Source organism: Sutcliffiella cohnii (assembly GCF_002250055.1).
Classification (GTDB): Bacteria; Bacillota; Bacilli; order Bacillales; family Bacillaceae_I; genus Sutcliffiella; species Sutcliffiella cohnii.
Window position 1 is genome coordinate 73,874 of the sequence record NZ_CP018866.1, and the last position, 18,964, is coordinate 92,837.

15 protein-coding genes are annotated in these 18,964 nt (G+C 37.4%); 11 read left to right on the forward strand and 4 right to left on the reverse strand.

Annotated elements, in window-relative coordinates; genetic code table 11:
- Both BC6307_RS00305 and BC6307_RS00310 read right to left on the reverse strand, forming a co-directional pair.
- The gene (locus BC6307_RS00305) at positions 1–945 is read right to left on the reverse strand and encodes a carbohydrate ABC transporter permease (protein WP_066416137.1); all 945 of its coding nucleotides are present in this window, start codon (positions 943–945) and stop codon (positions 1–3) included.
- On the reverse strand, positions 942–2,063 hold the full coding sequence (locus BC6307_RS00310; RefSeq protein WP_066416138.1) for an ABC transporter ATP-binding protein: 1,122 nt from the start codon (positions 2,061–2,063) through the stop codon (positions 942–944). Before BC6307_RS00310 ends, BC6307_RS00305 begins: the two co-directional genes overlap by 4 nt.
- 389 nt (positions 2,064–2,452) lie before the next feature.
- Between BC6307_RS00310 and BC6307_RS00315 the strand changes: the two genes are divergently transcribed.
- From BC6307_RS00315 to BC6307_RS00330, 4 genes are read left to right on the forward strand one after another with little or no spacing between them, the layout of a single operon-like run.
- Entirely contained in the window at positions 2,453–3,592 is a 1,140-nt protein-coding gene (locus BC6307_RS00315; protein WP_066416144.1) for a M20 peptidase aminoacylase family protein, read from the forward strand.
- The gene (locus BC6307_RS00320; protein ID WP_066416146.1) at positions 3,585–4,400 is read left to right on the forward strand and encodes a GNAT family N-acetyltransferase; all 816 of its coding nucleotides are present in this window, start codon (positions 3,585–3,587) and stop codon (positions 4,398–4,400) included. Before BC6307_RS00315 ends, BC6307_RS00320 begins: the two co-directional genes overlap by 8 nt.
- A complete protein-coding gene (menC, locus tag BC6307_RS00325; protein WP_066416148.1) occupies positions 4,397–5,503 on the forward strand; it encodes an o-succinylbenzoate synthase in 1,107 nt (368 codons plus the stop codon). Before BC6307_RS00320 ends, menC begins: the two co-directional genes overlap by 4 nt.
- Before the next feature lie 14 nt (positions 5,504–5,517).
- Positions 5,518–6,582: a YkvI family membrane protein gene (locus BC6307_RS00330; protein ID WP_066416150.1), complete on the forward strand. Its 1,065-nt coding sequence runs from the start codon at positions 5,518–5,520 to the stop codon at positions 6,580–6,582.
- 75 nt (positions 6,583–6,657) lie between these two features.
- Here the strand turns inward: BC6307_RS00330 and katG are convergent, their stop codons facing one another.
- On the reverse strand, positions 6,658–8,844 hold the full coding sequence (katG, locus tag BC6307_RS00335) for a catalase/peroxidase HPI (protein ID WP_066416151.1): 2,187 nt from the start codon (positions 8,842–8,844) through the stop codon (positions 6,658–6,660).
- A gap of 774 nt (positions 8,845–9,618) precedes the next feature.
- Between katG and rlmD the strand changes: the two genes are divergently transcribed.
- The 5 genes from rlmD to BC6307_RS00360 all read left to right on the forward strand — a co-directional run bounded on the left by rlmD (position 9,619) and on the right by BC6307_RS00360 (position 14,899).
- Positions 9,619–11,007, forward strand: a complete 1,389-nt coding sequence (gene rlmD / locus BC6307_RS00340) for a 23S rRNA (uracil(1939)-C(5))-methyltransferase RlmD (protein WP_066416154.1) — start codon at positions 9,619–9,621, stop codon at positions 11,005–11,007.
- A 132-nt stretch (positions 11,008–11,139) separates the two neighbouring features.
- Entirely contained in the window at positions 11,140–11,634 is a 495-nt protein-coding gene (locus tag BC6307_RS00345; protein ID WP_066416156.1) for a YehS family protein, read from the forward strand.
- Positions 11,635–11,805: 171 nt separating this feature from the next.
- Entirely contained in the window at positions 11,806–12,330 is a 525-nt protein-coding gene (locus BC6307_RS00350) for a sigma-70 family RNA polymerase sigma factor (RefSeq protein ID WP_066416158.1), read from the forward strand.
- Positions 12,323–13,699, forward strand: coding sequence for a DUF4179 domain-containing protein (locus BC6307_RS00355; RefSeq protein WP_066416160.1), 1,377 nt, complete (start codon positions 12,323–12,325; stop codon positions 13,697–13,699). The genes BC6307_RS00350 and BC6307_RS00355 overlap by 8 nt, the downstream gene beginning before the upstream one ends.
- A 129-nt stretch (positions 13,700–13,828) precedes the next feature.
- Complete coding sequence (locus BC6307_RS00360) at positions 13,829–14,899, forward strand: Gfo/Idh/MocA family protein (RefSeq protein WP_066416162.1); 1,071 nt, start codon at positions 13,829–13,831, stop codon at positions 14,897–14,899.
- A 35-nt stretch (positions 14,900–14,934) separates the two neighbouring features.
- Here the strand turns inward: BC6307_RS00360 and BC6307_RS00365 are convergent, their stop codons facing one another.
- Positions 14,935–16,185: an MFS transporter gene (locus BC6307_RS00365; protein ID WP_066416164.1), complete on the reverse strand. Its 1,251-nt coding sequence runs from the start codon at positions 16,183–16,185 to the stop codon at positions 14,935–14,937.
- Positions 16,186–16,447: 262 nt separating this feature from the next.
- On the opposite strand from BC6307_RS00365, the gene BC6307_RS00370 reads away from it, so the two are divergent.
- Together BC6307_RS00370 and BC6307_RS00375 are read left to right on the forward strand one after the other, a co-directional pair.
- The gene (locus BC6307_RS00370; protein ID WP_066416166.1) at positions 16,448–17,002 is read left to right on the forward strand and encodes a hypothetical protein; all 555 of its coding nucleotides are present in this window, start codon (positions 16,448–16,450) and stop codon (positions 17,000–17,002) included.
- Between the two features lie 69 nt (positions 17,003–17,071).
- Positions 17,072–18,832 (forward strand): dihydroorotate dehydrogenase, encoded by a 1,761-nt coding sequence (locus tag BC6307_RS00375; RefSeq protein ID WP_066416168.1) that lies wholly within the window; start codon positions 17,072–17,074, stop codon positions 18,830–18,832.
- Positions 18,833–18,964: the final 132 nt, after the last annotated feature.

Consider the following 18,964-nt stretch of genomic DNA (forward strand, 5'->3'; position numbering starts at 1 on the left):
TCATTGATAATGCACTCTCCTCTCGCCCAATTTAAACTGTATTGCTGTCATTATTAAAATAAAGACGAATAACACAACTGCTTGGGCACTGGCGGTTCCGAACTGATAGTTAGTGAAAGCCTCACGATAAATGGAATATACAATTAAAATCGTTTCATTTGCTGGTCCACCTTGGGTTAAAATATCAATCTGACCAAACGTTTGGAACGCATTAATAATCGAAACAGTAATAACAAAAAACAAGGTCGGTGATAGCATCGGTACGGTAATTCTTCTCAGTTTGTAAAAGTAACTCGAACCTTCAATATCAGCACTCTCATACAATGAAGAGTCAATAGATTGTAGGCCGCCTAAAAGAATTAAAAATGTGAACCCGATATTCATCCAAATCGTTGTAATGGCAATCGCGGTTAACGCCCATTTCGGATCTGTAAGCCAACCGATGGAATCAGCTCCAAACACTTTTAATAGTTGATTTAAAAAGCCAATCGAAGGGTGGAACAGGTATAACCAAAATACAGAAGCAGCGGCAACGGACACTCCCATTGTGGAAGTAAAAATAGTCCGGAAAAAACCAATACCTTTTAATTTTTCGTTCGAGATTATTGCCAAGAAGAGACTAATTAAAACAGTAGCTGGAACTGTATATAGTACAAAGAGAAACGTATTTTTAATGCTTTTAAGAAAAATAGGGTCTGTAAACATATATTGATAGTTTTCCCAACCTACAAAAACTGTAGTAGCACCTTTCGCATCTGTTAAAAAAGCACTTAAATAGATGGTCTTAAACAATGGATAAAACAGAAAAATACCGAATAATAGAATGGAAGGGAGTAAAAATAAAATACCTTTTATAAAACTATTTATCCGTCTTTGTTTGTTAGCTTGTTCAAATGGAACGGTTATTGCTTCTTTTCCTTCGGCTATAGGATTGACCTTACTCATATCGCTACAACCTCTTGTCTTTTTCCAACTTGAGCTGAATGAAGTAACTTCCCACTTGCTCCATCGAAAAATAATATGTATTGTGGTGAAATTAGTACAGGAACTTTTTGGCCAAATTCAATCGTCCATTGACCAGGCCATTTAGCTGTCCATAATTCCGTCCCAACGTCAAACGCAATGGAAGTTTCATTGCCTAGTTGTTCGACATTAACCACTTCTAAATGAACACAATGTTTTTCCTCTCCTTGTGCCGGTAACAAATGCTCAGCACGAATGCCGATAACTAAGTTTTCTGTCAGGGGCAAATCTTTTGCTGTCAGAGAGTCAACGGGAACGTGAAGTTCATTTTCTATAACTAGCTGCTTTTTATCTTCTGTAAAAACAGCTTTTCCTAAGTTCATTTTTGGCGAACCAATAAAGGAGGCAACAAATAAATTTTCAGGTTCATTATATAGTGTGATAGGCTTGCCAACTTGTTGAATCTTTCCATCATTTAGAACCATAATTCTGTCACCCATCGTCATTGCTTCCACTTGATCATGCGTAACATATATCATCGTCAAGCCTAACTGTTTCTGTAATCTTCGGATTTGTACACGCATATTAGCACGCAGTTTCGCATCTAAATTAGAAAGTGGTTCGTCCATCAAGCAAAGAGGTGCATGACTAACAACGGAGCGTCCAAGTGCAACACGTTGTCTTTGACCGCCTGAAAGCTCTCTTGGCTTTCGTTTTAACAGTTCTGTAAGGCCGAGCATTTCAGCAGTTTCTTTTAACCTTTTTTGTTGTTCTTGTTTGTCTACTTTTCTCGCCTTTAGTCCAAATAAAATGTTTTGTTCAACCGTTAAGTGTGGGTACAGTGCGTAGTTTTGAAAAACCATCGATAAATCTCGTTCTTTTGGAGCGACATGATTTACGATTTTTTCGTTAATTTTTAAAATCCCTCCGGAAATGTCTTCAAGCCCAGCAATCATGCGAAGCAAAGTACTTTTTCCAGAACCAGAAGGGCCAACTAGTACAAAAAACTCACCTTCTTCTATACATAAATCGATGCCATTTAATACATCTTTTTGTTTATCATAAGATTTGGAGATGTTTCTTAACTCAACCTTACTCATAAAGAGCCCCCTTTCTTCGTTACAAACACATTTAAGCATAATTTTTTCAATTAGGGAGACGATTTACAGAATCTTGACAAACTTTTACATTTAAATAAATAAGGACATAGTAGATTGACAAAATTTACTTAATTTTTACTAGAGTATGAGGCTAATTACAGTAGAAGATTTCTTCCTTAAGACTATATACCTAAACTTGGGATGTTGATTTTCCAAAGTTTTTTCTAGTTTTCACTTTTCAGAATATTTGTTGTCTCTCTGTTAAATTTGTGTTAACTTAAAAATTAAAGTTTAAACTTTATTAACTGATAAATATGTTGTTTAAAAATCAATTTGTATAAGTTATAGTTTTATAAATAGTTTTATGCAGACAGATGGAGTTGAACAGGATGGCAAATCAAACAATACAGAATCGTTTACAAACAATTTTTGAATACCTTCATAATAATCCAGAAACAAGCTGGAACGAGGTTAATACTACCTCATATATTGCCAACATTCTTAAAGAGGAAGGTTTGCAACCAAAAACTTTCGATAATATGACAGGGTTATATGTAGACATTGGAAAAGGAACTCCGAAAGTAGGGTTTCGGACTGATATTGATGCATTATGGCAAGAAGTAGATGGAGAGTTTCGTGCTAATCATTCTTGTGGACATGATGGGCATATGACGATGGCACTTGGCACTATTTTTATGCTAAAAGAGATGGAATCAAGCTTACCTGGGGCCGTTCGAATCCTTTTTCAACCAGCTGAAGAAAAAGCACAAGGAGCAATGGCATTTGTAAAAGAAGGGATAATAGATTCATTACAGTTTTTATTCGGCACACATGTACGTCCGTTAGTCGAATTACAAGATGGCAATTACGCACCAGCGTTATACCATGGGGCTGCGAAACTTTTCATAGGGAAAATTATCGGAGTGGATGCACACGGAGCACGACCAGAACAAGGAGTGAATGCGATTGAGGTAGCGGCTTCATTAGTGGACGGTATGAAGCGCATATGGATTAGTCCTACTCAGTCTGCTTCTATTAAAATGACGCAAATTACGGCAGGTGGCAGTTCAACTAATATCATTCCAGGTAATGCAACGTTTAGTATTGATGCACGTGCTCAAAATAACGAAACGATGGAAGCATTAACTACAGGGTTTGAAAAAGTAGTAGCTGCCGTTAGTACGTTGTATGGAGTATCAATTGATTATAAGGTAGAATCACATATTGCTGCTGCTCAAGTCGATGGTGAGGCAAAAGCCATGATGAAACAAGCTATAATAGATGTGGCAGGGGAAGAAAATTGTGCACAGGATGTCGTAACTCCTGGTGGCGAGGATTTCCACTTCTACACTTATTCAAAACCGGAGCTTCAAACAACGATGCTTGGGCTTGGTTGTGGAGTTACCCCAGGTCTTCACCATCCGAAAATGACTTTCAACCGAGAACGTCTAACGACGGGTGCTGAAATAGTGACAAGAGCGCTAATGTTAGCATTACAACATGTAGAAAGAAGCGGAAAAAATGATTGAATTACGAGAACTTCAAACAATCGAAGAAATGCAACAAGTAGAAGAGCTTGAACGAAACATTTGGGGTACAGAAGTAGTTCCGACACACCAAACGTTAACAGCAGTAAAAAACGGGGGAATTATGGTAGGTGCCTATGATGGAGATGAATTAATCGGTTTTAGCTATGGGTTTGCCGGGTTCCGCAATGGCAAAAGTTATTTATGCTCTCATATGCTTGGCATCGCTGAAAAGTATCGTTCACAAGGCGTTGGCGAAAATCTAAAACGAAAACAACGTGAAATAGCAATAGAAAAAGGCTATGACATGATGAAGTGGACTTACGATCCACTTGAAACGCGAAATGGATATTTAAACTTAACAAAACTTAATGGTATTTGTGATACTTATGTGGAAAATTGCTACGGTGAAATGCAGGATAGCTTAAATAAAGGTTTACCATCTGACCGCTTTGAACTGCATTGGCATTTGACTAGTCCGCATGTAGTGGAAGGGCATATACCAAATACAGAGGGGGCCACTGCTTTAAACGCTGTTACATTTAATGAGGAAAACTTACCAGTATTTGTGGCTAGTAAAGAACAACCGTTAACACGTTTAGCCTATTCCCTAGCAGTACCAAAGGACTTTCAGGGTTTAAAATCAGCAAGCAAAGAACTTGCATTGGACTGGAGATTGCAAACACGTACACATTTTCAAAAGCTATTTCATGCAGGATATGCAGTTGTTCGTTTACAAATCAATGAGACCTATAATGAATACATTTTTGTTAAAAAAGAATCGTTAGAACTTGGAGGAGAAGCACAATGAAAATAACCGACATTACTATTCGTCATTTACAAATGAAATTAAAAGATCCCTTTACAACAAGCTTTGGGACATTTACGAATAAAGAATTTTTATTACTAGAGGCACGTGATGTTGAAGGGACAATTGGATGGGGAGAATCCGTAGCATTTAATTCACCTTGGTATAACGAGGAAACGTTAAAAACGAATTGGCATATGCTCGAAGACTTTCTAATTCCGCTCATCTTGAATAAAGAGTTGAATCATCCAGATGAGGTTAGTGAAATTTTCTCCTCCATTCGTAAAAATAATATGGCAAAGTCTACGATTGAAGGTGCGGTATGGGATATTTATGCACAACAAACGAACCAATCTCTCGCTGCTGCATTAGGTGGAAAGAAAGACAAAATTGAGGTAGGTATTAGTATTGGGATACAAAAATCAATTGAAGACTTAGTAGCTTTAGTAGACGGATTTGTGAAGGAAGGGTATAAGCGAATAAAAGTAAAAATAAAGCCGGACTGGGATATAGAAGTAATGCGCACATTACGTGAAAAATTCCCAGACACTGCGATTATGGCAGATGCAAATTCCGCTTATCGTTTAGAGGATACGGCGCTTTTAAAACAACTAGACGCATTTGATTTAATGATGATAGAACAGCCTCTAGCATCAGATGACATAATTGACCACGCTCAACTTCAAAAACAGCTTAAAACGCCGATTTGTCTAGATGAAAGTATTCACTCTCTAGAGGATGCACGGAAAGCAGTAGAACTCGGAAGTACAGGGATAATTAATATAAAAATTGGACGTGTTGGTGGACTATCAGAAGCGAAGAAAATTCATGATTACTGTGCGGCGAACAATGTTCCGGTATGGTGTGGTGGCATGTTGGAATCAGGTATAGGACGTGCACATAATGTAGCCTTAACAACCTTACCTAACTTCATTTTACCTGGAGATACTGCTGGTTCTAATCGCTATTGGGAAAAGGACATTATACTACCAGAAGTTGTAGCAACAAACGGTTACATTGATGTTCCTCAAACAGTAGGTATTGGATATGAAGTAGATCGGGAGGCAGTGGAGTCTTTTACAATCGCTAAGAAAAATTACAATTAAAAGGGGGACTCCAGATGAAGAAAAGCTTTCAGATTGGCAGTGCCTTCGTTGGGCTCATTGTTGGGGCAGGTTTTGCTTCGGGACAAGAGGTAATGCAGTATTTCACTAGCTTTGGTATTTGGGGGACTGTTGGAGGCATTATCGCAACGATTCTTTTTGCTTTTTTAGGCTATACGCTAGCACAGCTTGGCTCCCAACTCCAAACTCAGTCACATAAAGATGTAATTTATCATATCGGAGGACGTTACTTCGGCTTTATTTTTGACATCGTCATTACATTTTTCTTATTTGGCGTAGCCGTTGTAATGTTCGCGGCGTCTGGCTCCACTTTTGAGCAAATGTTCGGTATCCATCCTATGATTGGGAGCATTATAATGGTTGCTGCTACAATCCTTACATTATTATTGAACATCAAAAAGATTATTAATATCATTGCCGTTGCGACCCCGTACTTAATGATAATAGTCTTTACCATTGTCATTTATTCTATTTTCACAATGGACTTAACACTACAAGAGTCGAACGCTTTAGCACAAGAACAAACTGCAGCAGCATCTAACTGGATAGTAGGCTCAATTCTTTATGTTTCCTATAATATAGCATGTGGTGCAGCATTATTGATTGTAATGGGGGGAACGGAGAAAGACCGTAAAGTTGCTGGTATGGGTGGTTTACTTGGTGGAATAATGTTAGGTGTACTCATTATATTAATTCATATCGCGTTGTTAGTAAAAGTAGATGTTGTCGGTGGTGTCGCAATGCCAACACTTGAACTAGCTAGCCAAATTCATCCGTTTGTCGGCGTATTAATGGCGATTGCGCTACTAGGCTTAATGTATAACACTGCAGTAGGAATGTTCTATAGCTTTACCGTCCGGTTAATTAAGCCAAATCACAAAAAATTCAAATCTGCAATTGTTCTAACTGGTTTAGTTGGCTTTTTTGCAAGTTTCGTAGGGTTTACGACTCTTGTTGGAAAGGTATATTCCACGGTCGGGTATATAGGAATTGCCTTTATTGTAGCGATCATCATCGCTTGGGCACGAAAAGGGAAAAAAGAAAATGCTTATACCGCGTAAAAAGTAGTAGAGAAAGTATTCAAATAAAGAAAAGGCACGCGACTCCCCTAAGGGAAGTGTGCCTTTCATTTTATATTATTTTTTTAGATCAAAACGGTCAGCGTTCATTACTTTCACCCATGCAGAGATGAAATCACGAACGAATTTTTCTTGGTTATCTTCTTGCGCATAAACTTCTGCAATCGCACGAAGAACAGAATTAGAACCGAAAATAAGATCGAATCTAGTTGCCGTTTTAACAACTTCACCTGTGTTGCGGTCGCGACCTTCATATACGCTTCCGTCTACAGACGTCCATTCTACACCGATATCTAATAAGTTTACGAAGAAGTCATTTGTTAATGTACCAACACGGTCTGTAAATACGCCATGAGAAGTACCACCGTAGTTAGTACCTAATACACGCATACCACCGATAAGTACAGTCATTTCTGGTGCAGTTAAACCTAATAGTTGAGCTTTGTCAACAAGAAGCTCTTCTGAAGCTACTCTATATTGTTGTTTTTGATAGTTACGGAAACCATCAGCAACAGGCTCAAGTACTTCAAAGTTTTCAACATCTGTTTGGTCTTGAGTTGCATCACCACGTCCAGGAGCAAATGGTACTGTTACGTCAAAGCCAGCATCTTGTGCAGCTTTTTCGATTGCAGCAGAACCACCAAGTACTATAAGATCTGCAATACTAACTTTCTTCTCTAAATGATTTTGAATTTCTTCATATACTGCTAAAACTTTCGCTAATTGTTCTGGTTGGTTAACTTCCCACTCTTTTTGTGGAGCAAGACGAATACGTGCGCCATTCGCACCACCACGGTTATCTGAACCACGGAATGTGTATGCAGAAGCCCAAGCAGTTGTTACTAATTCACCAATTGTTAATCCAGAATCTAAAATTAATACTTTAATTTTTGCAATTTCTTCATCAGATAATTCGTAGTCCACAGTTGGAACTGGATCTTGCCAGATTAAATCTTCAGTTGGAACTTCTGGACCTAAATATCTTGAACGAGGCCCCATGTCACGGTGTAGAAGTTTGAACCATGCACGAGCAAATGCATCTGCAAATTCCTCTGGGTTTTCATGGAAACGGCGAGAAATTTTTTCATATTCTGGATCAAAGCGTAATGCCATATCAGTAGTGAACATGATTGTTGGAACTTTTTTATTAGAGTCAGCAGCATCAGGTGCTAGATGTTTCTCATCTTGATCTACTGCCATCCATTGCCATGCTCCTGCAGGACTCTTAGTAAGCCACCATTCATAACCGAATAATTGATCAAAGAAACCATTATCCCATGTAGTAGGATTAGCAGTCCAAGAACCTTCAAGACCACTAGTGATAGTATCTCCACCTTTACCGCTACCAAATGAGCTGATCCAACCTAAACCTTGTGCTTCAATAGGAGCAGCCTCAGGATCTGGACCAACATGAGCAGCATCCCCAGCACCGTGTGCCTTACCGAATGTATGTCCACCAGCGATTAATGCAACAGTTTCTTCATCGTTCATACCCATACGGGCAAAAGTTTCACGGATTTGATCCGCACTTTTTAGTGGATCTGGTTTTCCGTCTGGACCTTCTGGGTTTGCATAAATAAGACCCATTTGCACAGCAGCAAGCGGATTCTCAAGTACACCATCATCTGAGTGACGCTCGTCAGCTAACATTTCTGTTTCAGAACCCCAATATATATCTTCTTCTGGATGCCAAATGTCAGCACGTCCACCACCGAAACCGAATGTTTTACCACCCATAGATTCGATTGCAACGTTCCCAGTTAACAGTAGTAAGTCAGCCCAAGAAATTTTGTTTCCATATTTTTGCTTGATTGGCCATAAAAGACGACGTGCTTTATCAATGTTAGCATTGTCAGCCCAACTGTTTAATGGAGCGAAACGTTGGTTCCCAGTTCCGCCGCCTCCACGGCCGTCACCGATACGGTATGTACCAGCTGCGTGCCAAGCCATACGAATAAACATTGGGCCGTAATGACCGTAGTCTGCTGGCCACCAATCTTGGCTGTCTGTCATTAATTCGCGAAGATCTTGTTTAAGAGCTTCATAGTCTAGTTTTGCGAACTCTTGCGCGTAATTAAAATCTTCTCCCATTGGGTTAGATTTTTTATCGTGTTGATGTAAAATATTTAAGTTTAATTGATTTGGCCAAAAATGACGGTTTGTTGTACCACTAGTTTCTGGACTAGTAGCTCCACCGTGATAAAAAGGGCATTTTCCCGTGTTAGTAGAATCAAATGATTTCATGGATAGTTCCTCCTCTAATATAAGTTTATTTTTATATAAAACTTACAAAACAATAATGATAATCATTATTACTTTATAATTATACTAAAAAGAATTCTAGATTACAATAATTATTAATAAATTATTATTGTAATTAGTATAGGGTATACAAAAATAAAAAGCGAATGATATGTATAAAGTAGTATTCTCTAGGTGTTTTTCTTGGAGTAAATAAAAAAATGTGTTGTTGTAGTCTACTAGTTATTTACTATGGCGTATTATACGTTTTGACTAGTTAAGAAGAATCTTTGTTAAATGAGAAAAGAACTAAGGTGATGTTGCCTTATCAGTCAGTATGTAGTTGCTAATAAAGACATAGAGGATGTAACACACATTAATTTATTATGACGAAATTTATTAGCCATATAATATGAATCTATGACTGTACAAGAATATTTATTTCGCCCTTTTATTATGCAAGTGTGCTTATTTCCATCATATTGGCAAAAAACGGTATAGTCAAGAATGAAGCCTTCTTAGAATGGTATTTCTATGCTGATTTTTTGTCATTTTGTTCAAACATCGTTTCCATATATTTAGAGTGAACTATTCCCCATTTTTTGATAGAATTAACCTTCTAGGGATTGTCTTTTGGCTAAATGACATTATTGTTACGTTTGGAATTGGAGGGGGATGAAAACACCCTCTCCTTTTATGTGATAAACGATATAAATTCATGTAACGATACTAAAGTTACTAAATAATAGATAGAATGATTACCAAGGAGGAAATAAGATGAAAGAAATAGAAAGCAAAGTTTTTGTTGCTGAAATAAATGGATTAGATGAAAAAGGTTCCGGTAAAGCACAAGTTTGGCGAGAAACGGAACACGGTACGAAAAGAAAAATAAAACTTACTATCCCGCAAACACTTCCAGGTGAAAAAGTGCGTGTTTTTGTAGACAAACCAGAACGTAGAAGAAGAAGGGCAGTAGCTGAAGAAATACTAGAAACACACCCTGAGCGTATTGGTCCAGAATGTCCTCATTTTGAAAAATGTGGTGGTTGTGTATGGCAACACTGGGATTATGAAGGTCAGTTGAAGCAAAAAACTGTACATGTGAAAAAGGCAGTAGAGGGGCAAGGGTTTGACTCTGATCTTGTTCTAGATGCAATCGGAATGGACAACCCTTGGCATTACCGAAACAAAATGGAGTTTACATTTTCGCCAGCTGGTGCATTAGGCTTGCATGAGCAAGGTAACTTTAGAAAAGTTATTTCATTAGAAACATGCTTAATTGCAGGGAAAGAAATGGTGGAGGCTGCAATGACGGTTGCAGACTGGGTTAAAGACCACAATTTAAAAGGATATAATAAAGATAAGCATGAAGGATTACTTCGCCATTTAATGGTGAGACAATCTTTTATTACGGGAGAAATGATGCTCGCTATTTTCGCGACAAAAGGACCGAAAGATGAATTGCAAGCTGCAACAGACGATTTAGTAAAACGTATTGAAGCGAATTTCCCACAAGTAAAAAGCTTATTATGGATGGAAAACACAGATTGGGCAGATCGTACTCAGTCAGAAAATACGCATGTATTAGCTGGTAGAGATTTTATTTACGATGAAATTGCAGGTTATCGTTTCCGTTTATGGTTCGATACATTCTTCCAGACGAATCCAACACAAGCACAAAAACTAGTTGATATTGCATTAGAAATCGGTAAACCGAAGAAAACAGAAAAAATGATTGATTTATTCTGTGGTGTAGGTACGTTTTCTTTACCGTTTGCAAGTCGAGTAGACAAATTAGCTGGTATTGAAATTGTCGAAAGTTCGATTGAATCTGCAAAGCGTAATGCAAAGGATAACGGTCTTACAAACACATACTTCCTAGCAAAAGATGCTAGAAAAGGAATTGACGAAGTATTAGAGAGCTTCGGTAATCCAGAATTACTATTACTAGACCCTCCACGCTCTGGTGCGGGTGGGAAAGTAATGAGAAGAATCGGGCGTTCTAAACCGGAGCGTATCGTGTACGTATCATGTAACCCAGATACATTCGCGACAGATATTAAAGAATTAGAACCATTCGGTTACAAATTAAAAGTTGTCCAACCGGTGGATCTATTCCCGCATACTGTACACTGTGAAGCAGTTGCGTTGTTGGAATTGGAATAAGAGTAGGTAAAAGAAAGAAGTTGTAATGACTTCTTTCTATTTTTTTACAATCTCAATTCACAGTTTGATGTCAACGTTTAACAATGGTAAGCTATTGGGATGAGATAAGGGAATAAAAATGGAGGTACACGCATGACAAATAACGATATTTTGATTCGATTAAGATATGCACTAGATATAAAAGATATGGATATGGTACAAATATTTAAACTTGGTGGCGTTGACGTAACATTGGAAGAAGTGAAAAAGATGTTAACAAAGCCTAAGGACGACTACGATTATGAAGATATAGATGAGGATGAAGACTTTAAACGTTGTACTAACGAAACGTTAGAGAAGTTTCTTAACGGCTTAATTACGTTTAAACGAGGACCAAAGCCAGGACAAACAGGGTTTCCGCCATTAACTCGTGAACATATGAATAACCAGCTTTTAAAGAAAGTGAAAATTGCTCTAGTATTAACTAGCGAAGACATCATTGATATTATAGCGGAAGCTGGAGTTACAATTACAAAAGGTGAAGTAGGTGCTCTCTTACGAAAAGAGGGCCATAAAAATTATAAAGAATGTGGCGACAAATATGCGAGAAATTTCTTAAAAGGACTAGCGATAAAGTATAGAGGATAATCGTAAATAGAAAGAGTACTTTTCTGCAAAAAGGAAAGTGCTCTTTTTTTTTCGTGTTATTTTGGTCAAAAAGTAATTTTAACTTTAAAATTAGCAGTATATCTATCTTTTATGAAAAAAGTTGGAACGAAATGTAACCCTACTCTGTCTTGTATAGGAAAGGAGGGCGCCATGTTTACGGAAAGAGATGTTAAGAAAGCGATAAAAGGGAATAAAAAAGCGTTCGCAATGATTATGGAGGCAGAAAAAGCAAAAATATATCGACTTGCTTATTTGTACGTCAAAAATGAAAATGACGCAGTAGAGATTGTACAAGAAACGGTTTATAAGGCATTTGTATCTATTCATACGTTAAAAAATCCATCCTATCTTTATGCTTGGTTAAAAAAAATAGCCATTAATAGTGCATTAGATTTTATAGCTCGACAGAAAAAAGTTACTCCAATCCATGCGGAAATAATAGAAGCAATGGAGGCGAAAGAGGTTGCTGTTGAGAGTAGGCTTGATCTGTTTCATGCTATTGATCAGTTAGATGAGAAATATAAAACAATCATTATATTAAAATATTACGAAGACTTACCGAATCGCGATATAGCAGAAATTTTAGAGTGTCCTGAAGGTACGGTAAAGTCGAGTCTTCATCGTGCTCTTCATGTTCTTAGAAAAATACTAAGGGAGGATTGCGTGAATGAATAGTGAAAAGAAACAGTTTCAACAGAGAGTCGAACAAATCGATATTCCTGAAGAAAAATTAACAACTGCTATAAATGAAGCGATGAAAAAAGGTGAGAAAGCGAAATCGAAATTCCAAAGGGCTAAGAGATACATATATAGCTTTGCAATAGCTGTCGTACTATTGCTAGCAATAATGGGATCGGGTTTTATTTCACCAGCTATGGCAAACATGCTTACACATATTCCAATCATTGGTTCCGTTTTTGTTCATGAGGATGTTGGGCTAAAAGAAGCGTTGGAAAAGGGGCTAGTTTTTCCTGTTAATCAGACTATAGTTGATAAGGACATACCTATCACCATTACTAACGTTTATTATGATCAATCACGGCTTGTAATAGGTTACGAAATCCCTCTAGACGATGAAGGAGCAGAAGTTGGGATTCTTAACTATAATATAACGATAAATGGATTGACGCTCCTTAGTTCTCAAAGTACAGGTGCGGCAGAAGACAATAAATTTAAAGGGCTAATTCAGACTAGCAGTACACTACCTGATAGCTTTACACTTCAAGTTTCTTTTAATAAGGTTTTCAATACAATGGGTAACTGGGATTTTACGATACCAGTTTTCGTAAATGATGATTACGAATATTATCTCGTCCATAGTACGATAGAGGATGAAGGCTATGAGTTTCACATGGAGGAAATGATTTTAACACCAAGTGGTACTAAAATTACTGTGAATGTTCACACACCGTTTGCTAGAAAGGAAGAGGAACTTTCTTTTTCTATTTATGGAGAGAATGGTAAGAAATTAGAATTAATAGAAACGAAACTACAAAAAGAAAGAGATAGTAAGTCTGGAATAGAAATATGGAGTGGAACAGTCTTTTTTGCTCCGATTAAGAAGGACGATAAAATAACTATTGTCCCTGGTTACCTTTCAGCTAATAAAAAGTTGGTTGAATTAAACCGTCTATCTATGAACATTGACATCGCTGAATTGGAAAATAAAATTCTAACAAACGATATTTTAGATCTAGTCCATATTATCCCGGATATGCGAACGTATATGGAAGATAAGATAGTGGAAGAGGTAGCAGAACAATTACAAATTGAGCTTGGGGAATATTTAATCGCTGAACTTTCTGCTCTTGATACTAAGTTTTCAATCGAATATCAAAAAAAGCAAAGACTTGTGCATGGAATGGTAGAACCGATCGCACTTTTGAAGGATAGTAGTGGGATTATTATTTACAAAAAGAGTAGCGGTGAAAATGTTGTTACGGTTATAGAAAATATAAATAATGAATGGGTAATAGTAGAAGAAAAAACGTTTAAAGGGATTTCTTTTAATGATTTGGAAGAAACCTATAACAATGAATTTTAAGTAGAAGGTACGTAAAGAACTCTATATTTTATTCCTAAGTAGAAGGTTTTTTTTATGAAGAGTAGAATAAGTTAGTAGATAAATTTCGTTAGTCGAAATTTTAATTTTCTTACATAAAAGGAGCCTTATATGAAAATAAAAGTAGGTATTATCGGAGCGGGTTTTGGTGCGAAAGTACATGCACCAGTTATGCAAAGTCATCCAGGTTTTGAAGTTGTTTCGATTGCAAGTGTTGGAAGAGGAAGGCTAGAAGAAATTAAACAAGAAACAGGTGTTAACCTTGTGTACGCTAATTGGGAGGAAATGCTCGAGAAGGAAGAGCTAGACTTAGTTGCGGTAGCATCTGCACCATTGTTACATCATAATATGGTGTTGAAAGCATACGAAAAGGGATGTCACGTCTTGTGCGAAAAACCGATGGCATTTAATGTGCAGGAAGCCGGGGAGATGATTAAAGCTCAGGAAGATGCAGGAAAGTTAGGGTTCATAAATTTTGAGTATCGATTCTTACCGGCACGACAAAAGGTAAAAGAAATAGTAGCGAGCGGTAAACTTGGAAATGTGCTCCATGTTAATTTCTCATTAAACATTGCCGGATATGAGCGGTACGCCACAAGTAAAAGAGGCTGGCTAAGTCAAAAAGACCAAGCAGGAGGAATGCTAGGGGCAGTAGGTTCTCATTTAATCGATTCGTTACTATGGTGGACGGATAAAAAAGTAGAATCGGTTTCTGGTCAATTAACTACGCATGTACCCGAGTTTGTAGATGAAAATGGAGAAAAAGAAGTAAGAACAGCTGATGATGCTTTCCAAGCGTTTGGCAACTTTGTTGGTGGTGGAACATTTAACATCGGTTCTAACATTGCAGTTCGCCATGCAGATGGCTGGGCGTTAGAAATTTTTGGAGCAGAAGGCACATTAAAAATGTCCCAAGATGATAAAGTGTTGCTCGGTTTAGAAAATAGTCCGTTAGAGGAGGTAGAAATAGAAAGTGCGCTCTCCATTCCAGAGGGGATGAACGCAGTCGCGGCAGGCTATTACAATGCCTTCTATCGTTCAATTGATCAATTATATAAAGCGGTGTCAGACGGAGATATTCATCCACACTTGCCTACTTTAAAGGCAGGACAAAAAGTGCAAACTATGATGGATGCAATTAAAAAATCTCATGAAGAAAAAAGAGTAATAAGTATAGAGTAGAATGCAGAAGCCTTTCGACGTTTGAAAGGCTTCTTTTAACTTTCTACAATGCTTTCCTCATGGCGCTTTTCCACTGCGAGAAGCACACCGATTAATCCAATGCAGGAGAATATAACGGGAGTAATAAAACCGTAGTAATACCCATTAACGATGCTTCCCGAAACTGCTTGAAAATAATCTAGAATTTTACCGAAAATGCTAGGTAGTAAAACAGCACTAAGAAATCCACCAGTATTGGCAAACCCTGATACGATACCGGCTTCTCCGATAGGAAAAGTTTGTCGAGCGAGTGCAAAAGTTAAGGCGTTTGCTCCGTATGCAAGGCCGATAATAAAAAACAAAATAATTAATAGGACAAACGGCGGGCTTCCGTTAAATAGTAGAAAAATAGCCCAACTTATAATGAGGATAAGGTGTACGACAATATATGGCCTTTTAATAGCTTCTAATTTACTACTAATCCAACTACCTAGAGGTGCACCAATTAGTGCGCCAATTAATCCAATCATAATGAGTTGACTTGCATCTGCGCGAGTCATTCCGTACATGCTCATGCCATACGGTACCCCCCACGAACTAATAAATCCAACGTACGTTCCAACTATTCCGAAGTGGCAACAAAATAAAGCCCATGCTTGCCGATTGGAAAATATTCTTTTAAGAAGGGCAATTGTTTTCTCTTGTTGTATTTCTTTTTTTCTAAATAATGAATGTTTCGGTTTCTTTATAAGAACAAAATAAAGCAGCACGGCACATATGCATAACAGCAGTCCTGACGAAAAAAACGCTAGTCGCCAACCTAGTAACGTAATAAGTAAGGAGAAAGGGACCGTTGCTAAAAGAAAACCGAGACTTCCGGTCATCGCTGCTACCCCGATTAATCGTGTAAACTCTTTTGCATTAAACCATTGCCCTAAAATAAGTACCATACTAACCCATATCGTAGCGTCTCCCGTTCCGGTTAGTACTCTAGCAATAAATAAAACATATTCATGTGTACCGACACTGTAAATGATTGTACCTAAACCTGTTAGAAGGGCACCGTTTATAAGGAAAAAGTTAGGTCCGTACCGATCGACTAAAATACCCATCGGAATTTGCAAACCAGTGTAAACGAAAAATTGAATACTTGTTAATAAACCAATCGTTGTGGCAGTAATGTTAAAATCAATCATGATTTGATCGGTAATTAATCCTGGTGCGGTTCGTTGGCTCGCCATAAGCGCATAAGTGAATAGGACAGAAGCAAATACAATCCATCTAAACTTATTATTTTGTTTGTCCAATTGCATCTACTCCAGTTTGTATTTATTTCTATATATGATTCTTTTCTCATTGTATTAACAAATTTTCAAAAAGGGCACTTTCGGATGAGATTGAACAGGAAGTTATTCATAATATGACTTTGAATTATAGGTTCCTATCATGCACTCGTCAGAAGAAATTGTTTTATGTTTTGCCTCGAGTGTTAAGAAGATTAAATATTCAGAATACATTATTCCTTAATTTTACAAAATATTGTATAATTATGTAAAGGGGGTTGAGGTGATGATTAAATACTACGAAAAGAAGCATTTTTACATTGCTGGTGTGCTTGCTCTTTTTATGCTTGCACCGATTCTAATCGTCCTTATTCCAATTATTATTCATGGAATAATGTACGATGACCGTACTGTTTGGTACATAAACGTGCCTTATACTGTATATTTCTATTACGCAATAGGTTGGGGAGTTCTCGGTGTAGCACTTCTTTTGGGATACTTTTATGAACGATATGGAGTGTTCATCACTTTATCTGCTGCATGTGTTACGTTGTTATGTATATATTTAGGTAGTAACGAATATAAAATTTTAGGCGATAACGGAGTAGCGTGGAGCGGAACTAGTACGAAGCACAAGTATGAGTATCATTGGGAAGACGTGGATAAAGTGCTACTTGCTCTTCCAAAGGAAACGAACGGTAAACAAAAATTTGAGTTTTATTTTAAAGACGGAAATTATGTTGAATTTGAAAGAGATGAGCATTTTTTAGATTTTTATAATAAGTTTATCGAAGCAAAAAATAATTACGGATTTGCTTACGAATCGATAAAAAGAGACTAGAATAAAACAGCCCTTTCCTTACGTACTTCGTGCTACAATGAAGAAAAACTAGATGGAGAGGGATTTTTTATGCCAGATTGGTCCTATCACGGAATTTTTAAACCGATACTATCTGCATTACCTCCAACTTTATCGCGAGAATTTATACACAGAGGGATGAACGTAATAGCATCTCTTCCATTTGGTATGGGCTCACATGTAATCAATTTTTTAGGAAGAGAAGAAAGTTCACCTTTATTACATAAAAAACTAAACACGGTGGAATTTGTTAATCCGATTGGACTGTCTGGAAAGATAGACCCTTTATTGTCAGGAACAAAAGCCTTTTCGAATTTAGGGTTCGGTTTTTTAGAGATAGGGCCAGTTACAGTAGAGAAGACAGATAAGTTTACAGATCCAATCTTTAATAGGAAAGAAAATGAAATTATTTTTCCGACTAGGGCTGAATCGATTGGTGTAGAAGAAACGATAAAAAAGCTAAGTGCATTAAGAAAAAAACAACCGATTTTCGCTCGCTTATCTGGAAGCTTTGAAGAGCTGGAATACATGATAAGTAAGCTCGAAAAATATGTAGAAGGCTTTATTTTAGAAATAGCGGAGCCGACATTATTAAGTAAAACTAAAAAGCCGATTTATTTGGCCATTGATGGCATAAATGTAGAATTGTTAACAAAAATAGATAGTTTTTCCGGTGTTGTCATTGAAGAGGATGTAGTCGAGAATGTAAAGAAGCTTAGGGGAAAGGGTTACGAACATACAATCATAACGGTTGGTGGAGTAAGTGAGCCCCAACATGCTTTAAATATTTTAGATGCTGGTGCAGATTTAGTGATCGTTTCAGATGGTTATGTATTTAGTGGTCCTGGTTTAACGAAAAGAATCAATGAAGCGTTGCTAGATCGAATTCAATATACACCACCACCACAATCAGGATGGTTCGCATATTGGTTGTTTGGTTTGTTTATTGTCATCGGTGGCTTGCTTGCCCTCACTTTTAGTATGACAACGGTAATTTTACCGTACGATGAGTTTTTCCTAGAGATGAGTAGGCAGTCCATCTCGTCGTTTAATGAGCGAATAATGTTATTTATGGCTCATGACCGGATGACGCTTGCTGGGACGATGATTTCAGGTGGTATTTTATACATGCAGCTCGCAAAGTTCGGCGTAAAGAAAGGACTAAAGTGGGCTAAACAAGCAATTGATGCAGCGGCAATTGTCGGGTTTCTTGGTATTTTTGCATTTATCGGCTACGGATATTTTGATTGGTTGCATTTACTTTTTTGGTTAGTGTTGTTGCCCGTTTATATATATGGTTTTGTCAAAACAAAAAATATAGCAGGTACCCCAGCATCGGCCAATCGGAACAATGATGCTGTATGGAAACGGGCGATTTACGGCCAACTTGCCTTTGTTTTATTAGGTTTTGCCTTCGTCCTTGGTGGTATCGTTATTTCTTCTATTGGAGTTTCAACAATTTTCGTTTCTACAGACTTAGCTTACATTTGCATGACGCCAGAAATGATGAATGCGTTTAATGAGAATTTATTGCCCGTACTTGCACATGACCGAGCTGGTTTTGGCAGTGCTTTATTAAGTGTCGGACTATTAGTGTTAATGCTGTCCCTTTGGGGATATCACCAAGGAAACAAGTGGGTTTGGTGGACGTATTTCATTGGGGGATTACCAGCGTTTATTGCAGGAATTTACGTGCACTTTGCGATTGGATATACGACATTTATTCATCTTCTGCCAGCATATGTAGCACTACTATTATATGTATTAGGTTTAGCTTTATCTTTTACATTTTTGCATAAAAAACATAATTAGACTACGGTGAGGAAAAAAAGTTCAGTTCCTCACCATTTGTTTAAAAAGGAAAAGTTTCGCTCTATTTCGAGTAAATGACAGTACTTAAAAACATACGACCATAACCGATAAGGGTATAATACTATGTAGGAA

Excerpts from the sequence above, each read along its gene's own strand:
- BC6307_RS00305 (WP_066416137.1), bottom strand. The coding sequence starts at position 945 with ATGAGTAAGGTCAATCCTATAGCCGAAGGAAAAGAAGCAATAACCGTT.
- BC6307_RS00310 (WP_066416138.1), bottom strand. The coding sequence starts at position 2,063 with ATGAGTAAGGTTGAGTTAAGAAACATCTCCAAATCTTATGATAAACAA.
- BC6307_RS00315 (WP_066416144.1), top strand. The coding sequence starts at position 2,453 with ATGGCAAATCAAACAATACAGAATCGTTTACAAACAATTTTTGAATAC.
- BC6307_RS00320 (WP_066416146.1), top strand. The coding sequence starts at position 3,585 with ATGATTGAATTACGAGAACTTCAAACAATCGAAGAAATGCAACAAGTA.
- menC (WP_066416148.1), top strand. The coding sequence starts at position 4,397 with ATGAAAATAACCGACATTACTATTCGTCATTTACAAATGAAATTAAAA.
- BC6307_RS00330 (WP_066416150.1), top strand. The coding sequence starts at position 5,518 with ATGAAGAAAAGCTTTCAGATTGGCAGTGCCTTCGTTGGGCTCATTGTT.
- katG (WP_066416151.1), bottom strand. The coding sequence starts at position 8,844 with ATGAAATCATTTGATTCTACTAACACGGGAAAATGCCCTTTTTATCAC.
- rlmD (WP_066416154.1), top strand. The coding sequence starts at position 9,619 with ATGAAAGAAATAGAAAGCAAAGTTTTTGTTGCTGAAATAAATGGATTA.
- BC6307_RS00345 (WP_066416156.1), top strand. The coding sequence starts at position 11,140 with ATGACAAATAACGATATTTTGATTCGATTAAGATATGCACTAGATATA.
- BC6307_RS00350 (WP_066416158.1), top strand. The coding sequence starts at position 11,806 with ATGTTTACGGAAAGAGATGTTAAGAAAGCGATAAAAGGGAATAAAAAA.
- BC6307_RS00355 (WP_066416160.1), top strand. The coding sequence starts at position 12,323 with ATGAATAGTGAAAAGAAACAGTTTCAACAGAGAGTCGAACAAATCGAT.
- BC6307_RS00360 (WP_066416162.1), top strand. The coding sequence starts at position 13,829 with ATGAAAATAAAAGTAGGTATTATCGGAGCGGGTTTTGGTGCGAAAGTA.
- BC6307_RS00370 (WP_066416166.1), top strand. The coding sequence starts at position 16,448 with ATGATTAAATACTACGAAAAGAAGCATTTTTACATTGCTGGTGTGCTT.
- BC6307_RS00375 (WP_066416168.1), top strand. The coding sequence starts at position 17,072 with ATGCCAGATTGGTCCTATCACGGAATTTTTAAACCGATACTATCTGCA.